Annotated in this window: 13 protein-coding genes; 1 reads left to right on the plus strand and 12 read right to left on the minus strand. The window is 46.1% G+C overall.

Annotated features, from left to right (window positions below; genetic code table 11):
- Positions 1–74: 74 nt before the first annotated feature.
- Positions 75–959, plus strand: a complete 885-nt coding sequence (locus MKX40_RS18540; RefSeq protein WP_036672843.1) for a LysR family transcriptional regulator — start codon at positions 75–77, stop codon at positions 957–959.
- Between the two features lie 96 nt (positions 960–1055).
- Here the strand turns inward: MKX40_RS18540 and MKX40_RS18545 are convergent, their stop codons facing one another.
- From MKX40_RS18545 to MKX40_RS18600, 12 genes are all read right to left on the minus strand, one after another.
- Complete coding sequence (locus MKX40_RS18545) at positions 1056–3071, minus strand: chemotaxis protein CheA (protein WP_339234852.1); 2016 nt, start codon at positions 3069–3071, stop codon at positions 1056–1058.
- Between the two features lie 14 nt (positions 3072–3085).
- Positions 3086–3511: a chemotaxis protein CheW gene (locus MKX40_RS18550; RefSeq protein WP_339234855.1), complete on the minus strand. Its 426-nt coding sequence runs from the start codon at positions 3509–3511 to the stop codon at positions 3086–3088.
- Between the two features lie 25 nt (positions 3512–3536).
- Positions 3537–5126, minus strand: coding sequence for a methyl-accepting chemotaxis protein (locus tag MKX40_RS18555; RefSeq protein WP_339234858.1), 1590 nt, complete (start codon positions 5124–5126; stop codon positions 3537–3539).
- A gap of 547 nt (positions 5127–5673) precedes the next feature.
- Positions 5674–6354: a hypothetical protein gene (locus MKX40_RS18560; RefSeq protein WP_339234860.1), complete on the minus strand. Its 681-nt coding sequence runs from the start codon at positions 6352–6354 to the stop codon at positions 5674–5676.
- 214 nt (positions 6355–6568) lie between these two features.
- The gene (locus MKX40_RS18565) at positions 6569–7165 is read right to left on the minus strand and encodes a cupin domain-containing protein (RefSeq protein ID WP_339234862.1); all 597 of its coding nucleotides are present in this window, start codon (positions 7163–7165) and stop codon (positions 6569–6571) included.
- Positions 7166–7299: 134 nt separating this feature from the next.
- Positions 7300–8256 carry an aldo/keto reductase gene (locus tag MKX40_RS18570; RefSeq protein ID WP_339234864.1) on the minus strand — a complete coding sequence of 319 codons (957 nt, stop codon included), beginning with the start codon at positions 8254–8256 and terminating at the stop codon, positions 7300–7302.
- 135 nt (positions 8257–8391) lie between these two features.
- Entirely contained in the window at positions 8392–9186 is a 795-nt protein-coding gene (locus MKX40_RS18575; protein ID WP_339234866.1) for a helix-turn-helix transcriptional regulator, read from the minus strand.
- Between the two features lie 412 nt (positions 9187–9598).
- Entirely contained in the window at positions 9599–10321 is a 723-nt protein-coding gene (locus MKX40_RS18580) for a GntR family transcriptional regulator (RefSeq protein ID WP_339234869.1), read from the minus strand.
- 10 nt (positions 10322–10331) lie between these two features.
- On the minus strand, positions 10332–11345 hold the full coding sequence (locus MKX40_RS18585) for a sugar kinase (RefSeq protein ID WP_339234871.1): 1014 nt from the start codon (positions 11343–11345) through the stop codon (positions 10332–10334).
- Positions 11338–12093 (minus strand): KDGP aldolase, encoded by a 756-nt coding sequence (locus MKX40_RS18590; RefSeq protein WP_339234874.1) that lies wholly within the window; start codon positions 12091–12093, stop codon positions 11338–11340. Before MKX40_RS18590 ends, MKX40_RS18585 begins: the two co-directional genes overlap by 8 nt.
- Entirely contained in the window at positions 12090–13199 is a 1110-nt protein-coding gene (locus tag MKX40_RS18595) for a DgaE family pyridoxal phosphate-dependent ammonia lyase (RefSeq protein ID WP_339234877.1), read from the minus strand. Before MKX40_RS18595 ends, MKX40_RS18590 begins: the two co-directional genes overlap by 4 nt.
- Complete coding sequence (locus MKX40_RS18600) at positions 13177–14277, minus strand: amidohydrolase/deacetylase family metallohydrolase (RefSeq protein WP_339234879.1); 1101 nt, start codon at positions 14275–14277, stop codon at positions 13177–13179. The genes MKX40_RS18595 and MKX40_RS18600 overlap by 23 nt, the downstream gene beginning before the upstream one ends.
- Positions 14278–14395: the final 118 nt, after the last annotated feature.

The following is a 14395-nucleotide window of genomic DNA, read 5'->3' on the forward strand; positions in this document are numbered from 1 at the left end:
TGTAGTTACACTATAATACGTTTTATAGCCATACAAGTAATTAATATATTTCACAGGAGCTATAGACAACATCTATGACAACAAATTATGAACTATATAAAGTCTTTTATTGGGCGGCCAAAACGGGAAGTTTGACACAGGCTGCGAAAGCACTGTATATCACTCAACCCAGCGTCAGTCATGCCATCAAGCAATTGGAAGAGAGCTTTGGTCTTACCCTGTTTTATCGGAACTCCAAGGGTGTAGCCTTGACACAGGAAGGTGCCAGTCTGTACTCCTATATTGAACAATCCCAGATTCTGATCTCGCTTGCGGAAGAAAAAATGGCCGCCCTGAAGAATCTGGACAATGGTGAACTCCGGATTGGTGGCAGTGACTCCCTGTTCAAGCATTACATGCTGGCGTATCTGGAGGAATTCCACACCCTGTATCCTAACATCAAGCTACATCTGAGTCATGGAACCACGCCGGAAGTCATTACTTTTCTCAAAGAAGGCAAGATCGATCTCGGTGTTGTTCGGATGCCCATTGTTGATCCGCAGCTCGAAGTCAGAGAAAGCATTCAATTGAAAGACTGTTTTGTAGCCGGAGAACGCTATGCTCAGCTGAAGGGTAAAGTCATGACACTTGAGATGCTCCTAGAGCATCAACTGATCCTCTTCTCCCGGAACAGCCGGGTTCGGATGGCTATAACCGAGTTGTTTAACAGCTATAATTACACGTTGAAGCCTGAGATTGAGGTCGGTAGCGTTGATCTGTTGATTGAGTTTGCGCGTCGAGGACTGGGTATTTCCTATGTGACACGAGAATTCATCTCTAAAGAGCTGGAGGAAGGCTCCCTCTTCGAGATTCAGCTTGATGTTCCACTCCCCCCTTCCCATGTGGGGATTATGACCAAGCGCAATATGCCAATTTCTTTGGCTGCCAACCGGTTTATGGATCTCATTTTCAAATCCTGAGTAGCTACAATGTCAAAAGGTACAACCAAGAGCCCCACCATCGCGTTATGGATGATGAGGCTCTTTGACCTGCGTAATGTTTAGTTTATCTAACGATTAGTGACTGACCAGATAGGACGCGTCCAATATAAGGGCAACCTTACCATTTCCAAGGATCGTTGCGCCAGAAAGATGGTTCATCGCGCCCAGATACGTACCAAGTGTCTTAATAACGACTTCCTGATTTCCTATGATCTCATCTACTGCGTAAGCTGCAATTTTATCGACAGAGCGCACAATCACCAGAGGAATGGTTTTGGATTTGCGTTCCGTTCGTGGATAGTTCAATTTATCACACAGGCGGTGAAAGGGTACAATGCGTCCATGGTTCAGGATCGCTTGTTGCCCCTGGATCATCTGAATATCTTCAGGTGAAATCCGAACAATCTCGGACACGTTGTACATCGGCACGATCAGAACACGCCCCGATACTTTGACTAACAGACCTTTAATAATCGCCAAAGTGAGCGGTAGACGAATCGTAAACGTAGTACCAACACCAACCTCCGTATCAATATCAATGATGCCGTTCAGTCGCCCGATCTGGCTGCGCACAATGTCCATTCCAACCCCGCGACCTGATACTTCACTAACAGAAGAAGCTGTGGAGAAACCGGGCTCAAATATGAGATGTACAGCCTCCTGTGTTGATAGGCGTGCAGCTTGTTCCTCACTAATAATGCCTTTGCTCAAGGCGGAAGCCTTGATCTTATCCCCATCAATACCTTTGCCGTCATCCGAATACCGGATGACAACATGATTCTCTTCATGGAATGATGTTAAGGTAATACGTCCCTTGGACGGCTTGCCCGACTCTCCACGAACCTCTGCGCTTTCAATACCATGATCTGCACTATTGCGAATGAGATGGATCAGTGGGTCACTCAATTCTTCAATAATCATCCGGTCAAGCTCAGTCTCTCCACCTTGAATAACCAATTCCAGATCTTTACCCAGCTTCTGCGAAAGGTCCCGAACCAACCTCGGGAAGCGACTGAACAGTTGATCAATGGGTAACATCCGGGTCTTCATTACACCGTCTTGGAGCTCCTTGATAACGCTGCCCATATGATCGGATACACCACTAATACTCTGAATCAGTGAAGAAGACTCCTTACGCGCACCCGACGCACTCAGATCTGCAAGGGATGTCTGATCAATTAACAGTTCACCGACCAAATTCATCAAATGGTCCAGACGTTCAACACTCACACGAACTGTAGGTTGAGCAGCTTTCGCTTTCTCTTCCGGGCCAGATGTAGCCACGGTAGGCAAGCTTGGTTTTGTCTGCTCTGGTTCATTCATTAATTCAGGTTGTGCAGAAGCCGCTGCAACCTCATTGGATTCCAGCATATATGGATGAATCTCCAGCGTATGAATATCCGAGTCTGTAGACAATTCTGTCTCAAGCTGCTGAGAGTCCTTCGAAGTTGCCGTGATGATGATGAACTGACTGTAATGATCATCTTCATTCTGCGCGCCCGGCTGGATCTCCATGAGAGAAGTTGTAACAACCGTCCCACATATGTCTTCAATGCGTTGGCGCAAAATATGATATCTGGCCGCCTTCATCATACACTTATGCTCAAGCAAAATGTGAATGGATAACAGGTGCTTTCCTGACTCAACAGCAACCTGTGCAACATTTGCCTCCGCTGGTTGCAATTGAGGTGCTGCAAGTTTCCCAACTACTGCCGGGGTTTGAATTAGATCCTTAATTTCTCGTACGACCGTTCGAAAGTCTGCATAGGCTTCACCACGGATATACTGATCACGAAGCACCTTCATGGCGTCTAAAGAGCGGAATAACGTATCAATTAACTCGGAAGTCATCTCGGGTTTTTTCTCCCGAACCCATTCAAGGGCATACTCCACCTCATGAGTGAGGTCGCTTAATTCACGAAAATCCATTGTCGATGCCGATCCCTTGATGGTATGCGCTGCCCGGAACAGCGTTTGAACCAGTTCAACAGAAGGCGAAAGCTCCAACGCCAGCAAAGACTGATCCATCCGTTCCAGTTGATCATTCAGTTCTTCGATAAAGATGTCACGGTAGGCAGACAAATCCATCATTCGTATATACCTCCCTAACCGCCCAATATTTCGTCCAGTTTCAAAATGCCCACAAGCTTGTCTTCCTGTTGACCCACGCCATGGAAAAAGTCTTCACGGTTACGACCGTAACCCCCGGTTGGTGGATGTATTTCCGAATATGTGGTTACCTTGTTCACTCGATCCACAATCAGGCCAATATATTCATCCTGATACCGAACTACGATAATTCGTGTTGTTCTAGTATCCGGTTCATCCGTCATACCCAGCAGGTTGCGCAGACTCATCACACATACAACCTTGCCCCGCAGATTAACTACCCCTTTAATCTCCGGACGGCTAAATGGGATATCTGTAATGCTTAGCATTTTAATAATCTCGTGAATCTCTTCGATTCGAATGGCGCAAGTCTCTGAACCTACAGACAGCTCAATATATTGTTCTTTCTGAAGTGAAGACATCGATTCACCCTCAATTCAATTTGTTTTAATGGGTTTTGAAAGCAGCCGCAGATTTCGCCAGCTCTTCCGCCAGTTGTGCCAAAGACTGACAGGTTGCCGCAGTCTCTTCTGATGCAGCCGCGGATTCTTCACTGGAAGCCGAGATGGCTTCAACAGAACTCATTACTTCTGCCGCTTGCGCCGCCTCTTCCTCACATGCAGCTGCAATTTCGTTTACTTTCTGGGAGGAGTTATTGACCATATCAATGATCTGATCAAACGCCTGTCCAGTCATGGAAGACTGCTCAACACTGGCTGCTACTGCCTGCACACTCTGTCTCGTATTTTCCTGCATCGCTTTGATAATGGCTGTAATTTCTTTCGTCGCCTCGCCGCTTCGTTCTGCAAGCTTCCGGACTTCATCTGCTACTACGGCGAATCCTCGTCCTTGTTCTCCCGCACGTGCCGCTTCAATTGCTGCATTCAGCGCAAGCAGGTTGGTCTGCTCAGCAATATCGTCAATCACTTCAATGATGTCGCCAATCTTACGGGAATCATCTTCAAGCTTGGTCATTTTCGTATTAACAGCTTGCATGCCTTCCAGAGAAGTCTGTACAACAAGCCCACCTTCACGGGCAGTCTTCACAGTATCATTGGACAATTCAGCAGCTTCTTCCGCACTAGCAGCAACAGAGTTAATGGCAAGTGAGAGCTCCTTGAACAATTCGGAGATGTTTCCTGCCTCGCTGGATTGGCTTGTGCTGGTACTTGCTATTTCCTGTGTGCTGGCTGAGATCTGTTCCGAAGAAGCAGCAACACTTTGGGAGTTCAACACGATATTGTTGATTAACTCTTTCAGGTTGTCGACCATACGATTCAGTGCTGCTGCCAGTTGACCCACTTCATCTTTACTAGAGATGTCTGACTTAAGTGCCAGATTTCCCCCGGCGACTTCCTTAGCCAGAACCAACATGGACATGAGTGGTTTTGAAATCGAGCGAGAGATCATGTAACCAATGAGGATACTGAAGAGTACAGACAGAATCACAAGAATAATGGTTACTGCAAAAGAAGTTGTATAGGCTTCTTCGGACTTCGTGTTTGCCTGCTCTGCCAGGGTTACATTAAGGTTTACCAAATCAGAGAGTGTTTTTACCACCTCATCACCCGGAGGTTTCAATGTTGATTTGAGGAATGTAATGAAAGCTGCATCATCATTAGATAACGCCATAGTGACGCCTTGATCAAATAGTTTCATATAACTGTCATACTGGGTATCTAACTTACGAAGCAATTCCGTTTCTTCCGGGGTAGTAGCAAGAGGACGATACGTAGCAATTCGCTCCTCCATGGATTGACGAATTGTAGCCATATTTTCCGTAACTCTGGTCTGTTCTGCTGCTACAGTTTCAAAATTCAAATCTCGCACGTTAACTCGCAATCTCTGATAATCAACCTGAGCTGAGGACAGTTCTCTAACCGAAATCAGATTATTGTTATACATCTCTTGCATTCGTTCATTCGTACTTCTCAATGTTACTACCGAGTAGACGCCAAGTGACGCGAGGATTATCGACACAATTAAAAATGCCGAGATAATCTTTGTTGCTGTTTTCAAGTTTCCAAACCACTTCATGTAATCTCCTCCTAGGCATCGTAGTGTCCAGTTATGTATATAACGCTTGGCAAACCCTTCTCTTGGTCGCGCTCCAGACAACTTACGATTTATTTCGACATAAATATAATAAAACTGAATAGAAGATTTTTATTTATATGAATTTGCGTTATTATGAATTTTTATTTCAGATATAAAGAATCTACTTTTTTATGAGTTATATACTTTTTACCTATATAATTGTTTTTCAAAATTACATATCTACGCATAACAAAACAATTAGCATCAACTTGCATATACATCTACATACAAATTTTCATGTAATATGGTATTCTTAAATTTACATAAGAAACTATATAGTTCTTACGTCTAACACATTCATATTTCTTGTAAAAAAATATATGTATCAAAACATTCCAATTCCAAATTACAAGACTTAAGTCTATTAAATACTCACATATAATGAGTCCAATTTCCCACAAAAAAAACCAAACCCGAGTCAACAAAGTTTGGTTTGAAGCAAAAAAACACACCTTAATTTAACATATACCCCATTTAAAACTAATTTTCATGTGTTATATAATTGTTCCAGTTCCACTAAGCGGTCTTTAATCCTATACGGAATAATACCAAACAGGTTATCCCACGTCATGAACATCTCCGGTCTTAATATATATTCTTCAAACTCCATGGTAGGAACGAACGCTTTGGTCTTTAGATAACGCTCCACCTGAGCATCGATCTGTTCATTCGTTTCAAAATAACCTTGAAACAACTCATTCACAAGCAGCCCATCACATCCAGCATCTGAACCCGCTGCACTATACAGGTTAGGCAATAACTCAAATACAACCGGAAGCGGTGAGAAAGCATGTTTGCCGGGCTGCGAGTACAGACATACATGATGCTCAACCATATTAACCCGTTCCTTCAATAATCCGCGCAGAACCTTACCATGAAAACTCGCTTCACAGTCTACTACCTCTCCGTTATGACCCACATATATCCATACATGCTCCATTTCGTACAGATGTCCAATCTCATAATCCCACCAAATTGCATATTCAATCACGTATTGAACGACCTCGCTTGGAAACACAATTTCCCTGCTGAACGATGGTGAAGGCCCGGATTGAAGCAACACAGAAATACCAACAAAATCAGGATAAAAGGGCTCTGCTCTGTCAAACATCAAAATAGGTGCATAACTCATTGCAGTTTCAAGTGTTTCCATCTCTGACATGTTCATTAAGGAGTCCTCCGTTTTCATTGGATATTCATACTATACTAACAGAGAACGCAAGGCACTGACTCAGCTATTTTGAATTTTTTTCTAATATAATGCTACCCCCCTCCATGGACTTCATACGATAATGATTACATCGGCACATCAAAAAGCCTGCAACTGTTATTCCCCAGTTACAGGCTCTGTACTTATATAATGATAAATAAGGAATTTTGAATTAAGACTCCTGCTTATCGGATGGTGACACTGGCGTCTTGGAAGGTGAAGTCGATTGATCAGAAACCTCCGTATCACATCCTATTGGAGGGCCCAGAATGGCATCATTTTTAATGGACGCAACGGCTCTGGCATACGCCTCTTCATCCAAGCAGTACGCGCGGTGAGCCACCTCCGGTGGTGTAGCTGCCAAGAAATCCGCTCCAAACACAATATCAGGGGTTGGTTGATCAAAGATCGTTAATACATATACATCATCTGTCTCAGCGACAAACCAGTGAAACCAACCTTTCGGAAATACCACAACTTGACCTGGTTTCAGGCGATATGTCAATCGTTCACGCGTAAACGGATTGAAGACTGACGCTGTAATTTCACCGCTGATAACTACAACCATCTCCGTGACATTGGTGTGCCAGTGTGGCTGTACAATAATTCCTTTGCTTAAGTACACGTTGAAGAAACCATTGGCAATGGTCGGCAGCTGTTCTCCAAACAACTGGGTTACATAGTTGCGTGAATCCCTCTGATAATTGACAACCGCATTGGAATCGGCAGCTAGTGGAGCATTTGGGGCTTGCAAAATCGGATTCATCATACGATCATTTCACCTCCTTGAGCATACATCTCATTGTTGTACTGTATGCCGGAGATTAGGAAGATAATACCGTTGACTTGTTATACATTCTTTTCATCCGAAACTGCAGGTTTCATGAATCATGTCTTAAAGAGTTATACTTGGCCCGGGAATCTGCCTCCAGCTGCGATGCCTTGGGGTGATATGCGATCAATCTGCTTCATCTCATCATCCGTAAGCGAAACTTCTAACGCGCCTAAGTTTTCGTGAACTCTTTCCAGGTTGCGAGTCCCCGGGATCGGAACGATATGCTCTCCCTTTCCAAGTAACCAGGCCAGAGCAAGTTGAGAAACGGTGCATCCTTTTTGCTTAGCCATCTCTTGGATCAATCCAACAACCTCCAGATTTTTCTGAAAGTTCTCACCTTGGAAACGCGGATAGTGACGACGATAATCATCTTCCGCCAAATCGTCTATAGATCGGATCTGACCAGTCAGGAAGCCACGTCCCAATGGGCTATATGGAACCAAGCCGATGTTCAATTCATGCAGGACAGGCATAATCTCATCCTCAAGTTCCCGACTCCACAATGAATATTCCGTCTGCAACGCTGTAATCGGATGAACAGCATGTGCACGCCGAATGACCTCTACTGGCGCCTCGGACAAACCAATATATCGAATCTTGCCCTGTTGAACCAGATCGGCAAGTGTGCCTACCGTCTCTTCAATGGGGGTGTTCGGATCAGGACGATGTTGATAATATAGATCAATATAATCCATTCCCAGGTTGTAGAGACTCGCATCTACTGACTTTTTGATGTAGGCCGGATCTCCCTTGGGGCCCTGCGTGTGCGTAATACCGAATTTGGTGGCAACAACAACGTCGGATCTTCGACCTTGAAGCGCACGACCAAGCAGTTTTTCATTTCCTCCAAATCGCTGTTTTTCATACTCTCCGTACAGATCCGCCGTATCAAACATGGTGACTCCTGCATCCAGTGCACCCTGAATGGTATGTACCGATTCGTCATTATCTGGCATCATCATCACACCCAGGCCGAGCCCAGATATACGTAATTTGTCTTTACCTAACGTTCTTGTCTTGAGCATGAGGCTTCCTCTTTTCATCTTAAAATAGAAACGATAAATAGCTACGAGTGAGCTTAAGTTCATTCTATTTTAAAACCGAGACACCAACCACACTCCGTGTATGCTAGTAAAGAAATTACTAGTCTAGTCAACCTTCTACATAAGAACAGGGACGTAAATACAACAATGAATGCCTGATTGGCTGTTCAGATTATTCATGGAAAAGATATCGTACGCATGCACAACACCATCTGCCCGTTCCGTCGTTTCAAGCAGAACACGATTGACTTGTTTTAATTCGACTTGGTGCAGGTTCCAGATCGTTCGGAAGTCCACACTTTCTTCACTCAGTTGTTTCACGATGCTGCCAAATCCGGGGTCACTCGGATACTTATCATAATACGTACGAAAGACAGCTACCGAGTGCCGTGCGAATTCATCCCAATTGTGCATGCGCTCCTTCAGCGTTTCATCCAAGAATAAAATCCGCATCAATAGACGCTCATTCATATTCATCGACGAGAACTTAAAGAGGTTCGTATCCGCTGCTTCATTCCAAGCAAGCACCTCAGAGCGTTCATTGGTAATAAAGGAAGGATGAGTCAACTGACTAATAATACTCTGCCAACCTGGGTCCAGTTGTGAATACGATGCAAGGAATTCATGTTCCGCATTCGGGTCCCATAAGTCAAACAGATGAATCTTCTCTTCCGGGGTTAACCGGAGCGCGTTCGCTATGCTTTGTATTACTTCTCGTGAAGCTGCCAACTCCCTACCTTGTTCAAGCCACGTGTAGTACGTTGCGCTGACACCAGCCAATACCGCTACTTCTTCCCGCCTTAGTCCCGGTGTTCTTCGCTGTCCATAAGATCCTGACAATCCAACTTGTTCCGGTTGAATGCGGCTTCTACGTGATTTCAAAAACTCACCCAGTTTTTTGCTACGGCTCATACCTGCATCCATAGACATCGTTCCTTTTTATAAAAGTATTCAGGCCTATTCGACTCTATCCAAAAATGGTAGTCTCTGAATGACTTGGATATAATCCATTTATTGTTAGTTCTTCAGAATACCTGATTTACAAGTAGCTTAGCATCAAATGGTGCAGAACGAAAATACAAGCAGTGTTTGAAGGAAATTAGTCAATTAAGTCAACTAGAGCAGATGCAGCAGAATTAGGAACTGCGTCAAGATGATTCGGTAGAAGTTAATGACGAGGAATTATATGAGGTATTTGACGTTTGAAAGATTTCTAGGGATTTCACCATTAAACCGTTGTTTACGCAAAAAGGGCCCTGTTATCAAAAGTGCAGGACCCTTTTTTTGTATGAATACAATTTCTTTCACGATATGTCCGCCGGCCTCAAGTGTCATAACTAACCAGATAATGATGAAGTTCCGTGTTATAACACCCGATACTGTGCTCAATTAATCTGCCTTCTCCGTCGAAGGAGTTACGAAGGCGCTTTAGCACATGCGTTCCCAGGGAGATCTTCAGTAGTTGGCATACTTCAGGAGTTGCCGGCTCTACAAAGAAACGGTCTTTGAAGTTCTCCAGCAAAATGTCGTTCTCCTCCAGTGATTCATAGAGCGATTGGATGTCTCCATTGATTTCCTCCTTGCCTCCGCCGGGCAATGCAGCTGCTGCCAAGAAGTGTATCAGATGAATATAAGGTTGTCCGTTAAGAATGTAGAGTCTTTCAATCCGCTGACAATATGGCCCGTAGAGATCATACTCCTCCGTACCAGTATCATTGGTCAGTAACCGGGAATTCAGAACTTTCTTTTCCAGCTTATGACCCTCTTCTACGAGCAGTTCCGTAAACCGTTTGCCCTTTGAGAGCTTCTGATGAGAGGTATTGCGCATTACAATTGTACCGACTCCACTTTTCTTCTGCACATAGCCTTCCTGGGACAGCTCTTGGACCGCACCGCGGACTGTCATTTTACTGACCCCGAATTCCTTCTCCAGCTGTGGTTCGGAGGGAATGATGCTTCCGAGAGGATATACGCCATGTAGAATCCGATCTTTGAGAATTTTTTGGATTTGCTGATATAAAGGACCTTGCTTGCGCTTTAGGGACACTCACTGTTCACTACCTTTCAACATCTGAGGTACGGTCCGACAGCGCTCGGAGTACTTCATTCTCGGTAAAAAGCGCTGTATCACCTTGTGTGGTATGGGCCAGCATCGCTGCCGCCACCGCCATATTAACCGTATGTTCCTGTGGATATCGCTGCAATTCCCCATGGATGATGGCGCTGGCAAACACATCGCCGGCACCAATCCGGTCGTATACCGGGAACGTCAGCTTGCGGGAAAATACGAACGTACCTTGATGATAGATATATCCTGTCAAGGAATGCGTATGGTCCGCGTTGATCTCACGGTGGGTTCCTGCTACCGTTCCGATTCCGAAGCGCTGTGCAACTTCAGGAATCGCTTGCTTCATCCGTGTCATTCTATCATATTCTTCGGTACCGATGCCAAGAATGCCCTTCGCATCCATCTCATTCATCAGCACCAGATCTGCCAGCCCTAGCATTTCTTCATAATGCGGGCGGGCCTTGACATAGCCATCCGGCCCCCATAACGCAGGACGGTAATTACAATCAAAGACAACCTTGCCTCCAGCATTCTTCACTTCCTCCGCAAGCTGTTTCATCTGCTTGCGCACGCCATCATTCATAGCCAGCGTAATGCCACATAAATGAAGCACGTCGATCCGGGACGCAAGATCTCTCATATCATAATTGGCCGCACCCGCAGTATTGAAACTGCTGCCCAGCCGGTCTGTGTAAGTGACTCTGCCTGGGCGGGCTCCAAAGCCATTCTCCAGAAAATACATCCCAAGGTGTTTACCGCCCTGTCTAATAAGAGAGGTATCCACCCCAAGCTTGCGCAGATAAGCGATAGCCGCTTCGCCCACCGGAGTTTCCGGCAAAGTCGTAATAAGAGCACCGTTATGGCCGTATCTGGCTAGTGCTGCGGTTACATTCACCCCGCTGCCGGAAAAAGAATACTCCAGCCTGCTGCTCTGGACCAGCGTTTCGTATCCCGGAACCTGCAGCCGCATCATCACTTCGCCAAAAGCAGCAACCCTATGCATACTGGTCCACCAGCGATTTCATTATTTCGAGCAATCTGCGGACATCCTGTACGTTGGTATTCCCGGTCTGTGACTCAATAATTGAAGAATACACATGTGGTATAACTTGAGGTACACCCGCCTGTAGTGCAATCTCTAGAATGGGTCCAAAGTTGTCCAGATCAATTCCACCTGTGGGCTCCAGAGCAAAACTCGCTTCCCCACAAGCCTTGGCAACCGCACGGTACTCCTCCTCCAGCTTCAATCCCTGCATCGGATAATATTTGAGCGCGTTCCCTCCCATGTCACGAACCAGTGCAATGGCGGCATGAACTGGAACAATGGCCTGCGGAGTGGTTACTGAACTAACGGGGCCAGTCGATATATTCACATAGCCTGGTTGCCCGCACGGAGATACCAGGCAGTTAATCCAACTATCTTTAGGTCCCAGATTGGCACGGGTTGCCCCCACTGCCGGGAATACCTGATTGATATGGCTTCCCGGATAGCTCGCGGCAATCTCCGCCACAACTGCAGCCTGACGACTGTCTCCAGCTCCGAGTCCGATGGATACTGCATCTTGAATCGCTTGACCATATTCAGTCATGGCCACTACAGCTTCCTCCGACGTAGCATAGTTTTTGGAGAGCACACCAACAAGTACATAACCTTCCGCAGCCTCGTACACATCTCTAGCGTTCCCGATACTTCCTGCCAGTACATTTATTGCGGCTCTATTCTTATACAGACACTGCTGAATATGACTCATTCTGGTTTGCCTCCCACGATTTCATGTATTCTGCTGACGATGACCTGCAAATCATCCCCTTGCAGCGACCTTGGATCAATATCGAAATAACCCTGCTTGACGCCATAGTCTCGGGTATATACCGCAATAACACCTTCACGCAGCTGGTCATTCACTTTCTTTGCATCCACCCCAGCAAGAGAGGAATCAATCTGAACACGCCCTCGGAAAATCGATCTGCCGGCTTCATCCTGCACAATGCGGACCGAAACACCAGGAAGTTCACCAAGTGGCTGAAGAGCCTCCAGCTTCTGTTTCTCTCGTTCACTATGGTCCGCTTTGTCCTGGTATTCCTCCAAAGCTTGAAGTAACCCAAAGATGGTCTCTTTGCCAACCTTCATACTGCGGCCGATCCCGTGAAGTTGTACCTGTAACCACTCCATATATTTCTTTTTGCCGGCGACAATACCGGAAGTAGGGCCTTCAATAGCTTTTGACCCACTATAAATGGCCAGATCCGAAAATTGGACATATTTGCGCAGATCCTCTTCCGCTGCCGCATCCACAATCAGCGGCACCCCTCTACGCTGTGCCACCTCCCAGGCCTCTTCCACTGAAATCATGTTTTTCTGCACAGTGTGATGAGATTTAACATAAAGAATGGCTGCCGTGTTTTCACCGATCGCCTGATCGATATGCTCCTTGCGGCCTTCATTCGCATATCCAACTTCCACTACCCGGCCACCTCCAAGGAATACCATGGTTTCTACTGGCGCTCCATATTGCACATTATGGCCCTTTAGCATAATAATTTCATTTTTCAATACCGGCTCCTGATGCAAACGAAGGCTGATACGCGGATTTCCGGCGGTCACAATGGCCGCTACCGAAAGCGCAATACCGCTGGATGCAGAGTTCACCACAACTGCGCTTTCCGAGCCAAGAAACTGTGTAATATATTCTCCGGATTTGTTCACAAGATCGGCCATTTCCACGTACCGCTGTCCGCCCTGTTTCATCGCATCCATGACTGAATCCGTTGGTGCAGAAACGCCAAGGATGCTCATTCTTCCACTGGCATTAATAACACGCTTCAATCCATATTTAGCCTGTAGTGAGTGACCCATTAGCAAAGACTCCTTTAACCTCAATATAGTGTTGTGTGACCCGGACATCTCCTTCCGAGTCCTCAAGCTGCTTTTCGCCTGCTTCCAGGGAAAACAAAGTCAGGTTTGCCTGCTGTCCAACCCTGATCTTCCCGAGCTCCGGCTTACCGAGCCACTCCGCTGGACTTCTTGTAACCGCGCGAATGACCTCTTCCAGACTGTAGCCGAGGTACAGAAATTTTGTCAGTACATTCGACATACTGTATACCGGACCATTCATACGGTTGCCTCGGTAAATGTCCGTACTGATTGTATTCAGCGTAATGCCTGCAGCCTTGGCCTGTTCTGCAATTCGGAAGGAGAAGCTCGCTGTACCATGTCCCACATCCAGATGAACTCCCCGAGCAGCCGCGTCCAGTAATTCTTGCAGCGGTGTGCCGTCCGGATGAAACAGATTGTTGGACTTGCCGTTAAGGTAATGGGTGATTACATCGCCAGACTGTAATAACTCCAGCACATCCGAGATCGCGGGCGGAGCAGAACCGATGTGAACCATGAGCGGAAGTTTTGTTTCTTCCGAGAGTGTGCGTGCGAGCTTGAGCGGTTGTATCCCGCTGTCTTTGACGACACTTTCGCTGATGCGGGCTTTCAGACCAACAATGAAATCAGGATAAGCCGCTACCGCCTTCAAGACCTTGGCCCGGTCAATCCATTCCAGCTGTGACAGTTCATCCGTCCGTTCGAGTCCGATCCTTGAAATATTCAACAGAGCAAATACTTGTGTAACAGCCTGTAGTCTTGCGGTATAAAAAGCTCCTATTCGGTCTGCACCGCAGCTTCCGGCATCTACAAGCGTTGTTACCCCCTGCTTCACACCAATTTCGTCGATATTATCGCCATAGGGGTCAAGATCCTGGACGGCATGCACATGCAGATCAATCCACCCACTGGACGCATATAACCCTGAACAATCCAACACATTTTCTCCTTCAGCTTGGCCTGGCGGTGTTATGGCGGTGATGATCCCGTCCTGAATGGTGATATCCACGATCCGCCCGTCAACAAGCTGCAAATTGCGCAGCACATTCTCTGTGCCCACTCATCCCATCTCCTTTTTCAACCACGGTATACAGGCAAATTCCAAAAAAATGATTCATGACATGAGATCTGTATTTCCAAATCGTTAAAATAAGCCTGATGAGCTACTTCATTTCAAA

The organism is Paenibacillus sp. FSL R5-0517, assembly GCF_037974355.1.
Classification (GTDB): domain Bacteria; phylum Bacillota; class Bacilli; order Paenibacillales; family Paenibacillaceae; genus Paenibacillus.

Excerpts from the sequence above, each read along its gene's own strand:
- MKX40_RS18585 (WP_339234871.1), bottom strand. The coding sequence starts at position 11,345 with ATGCATAGGGTTGCTGCTTTTGGCGAAGTGATGATGCGGCTGCAGGTT.
- MKX40_RS18550 (WP_339234855.1), bottom strand. The coding sequence starts at position 3,511 with ATGTCTTCACTTCAGAAAGAACAATATATTGAGCTGTCTGTAGGTTCA.
- MKX40_RS18575 (WP_339234866.1), bottom strand. The coding sequence starts at position 9,186 with ATGAGCCGTAGCAAAAAACTGGGTGAGTTTTTGAAATCACGTAGAAGC.
- MKX40_RS18540 (WP_036672843.1), top strand. The coding sequence starts at position 75 with ATGACAACAAATTATGAACTATATAAAGTCTTTTATTGGGCGGCCAAA.
- MKX40_RS18570 (WP_339234864.1), bottom strand. The coding sequence starts at position 8,256 with ATGCTCAAGACAAGAACGTTAGGTAAAGACAAATTACGTATATCTGGG.
- MKX40_RS18595 (WP_339234877.1), bottom strand. The coding sequence starts at position 13,199 with ATGGGTCACTCACTACAGGCTAAATATGGATTGAAGCGTGTTATTAAT.
- MKX40_RS18555 (WP_339234858.1), bottom strand. The coding sequence starts at position 5,126 with ATGAAGTGGTTTGGAAACTTGAAAACAGCAACAAAGATTATCTCGGCA.
- MKX40_RS18560 (WP_339234860.1), bottom strand. The coding sequence starts at position 6,354 with ATGAACATGTCAGAGATGGAAACACTTGAAACTGCAATGAGTTATGCA.
- MKX40_RS18590 (WP_339234874.1), bottom strand. The coding sequence starts at position 12,093 with ATGAGTCATATTCAGCAGTGTCTGTATAAGAATAGAGCCGCAATAAAT.
- MKX40_RS18565 (WP_339234862.1), bottom strand. The coding sequence starts at position 7,165 with ATGATGAATCCGATTTTGCAAGCCCCAAATGCTCCACTAGCTGCCGAT.
- MKX40_RS18545 (WP_339234852.1), bottom strand. The coding sequence starts at position 3,071 with ATGATGGATTTGTCTGCCTACCGTGACATCTTTATCGAAGAACTGAAT.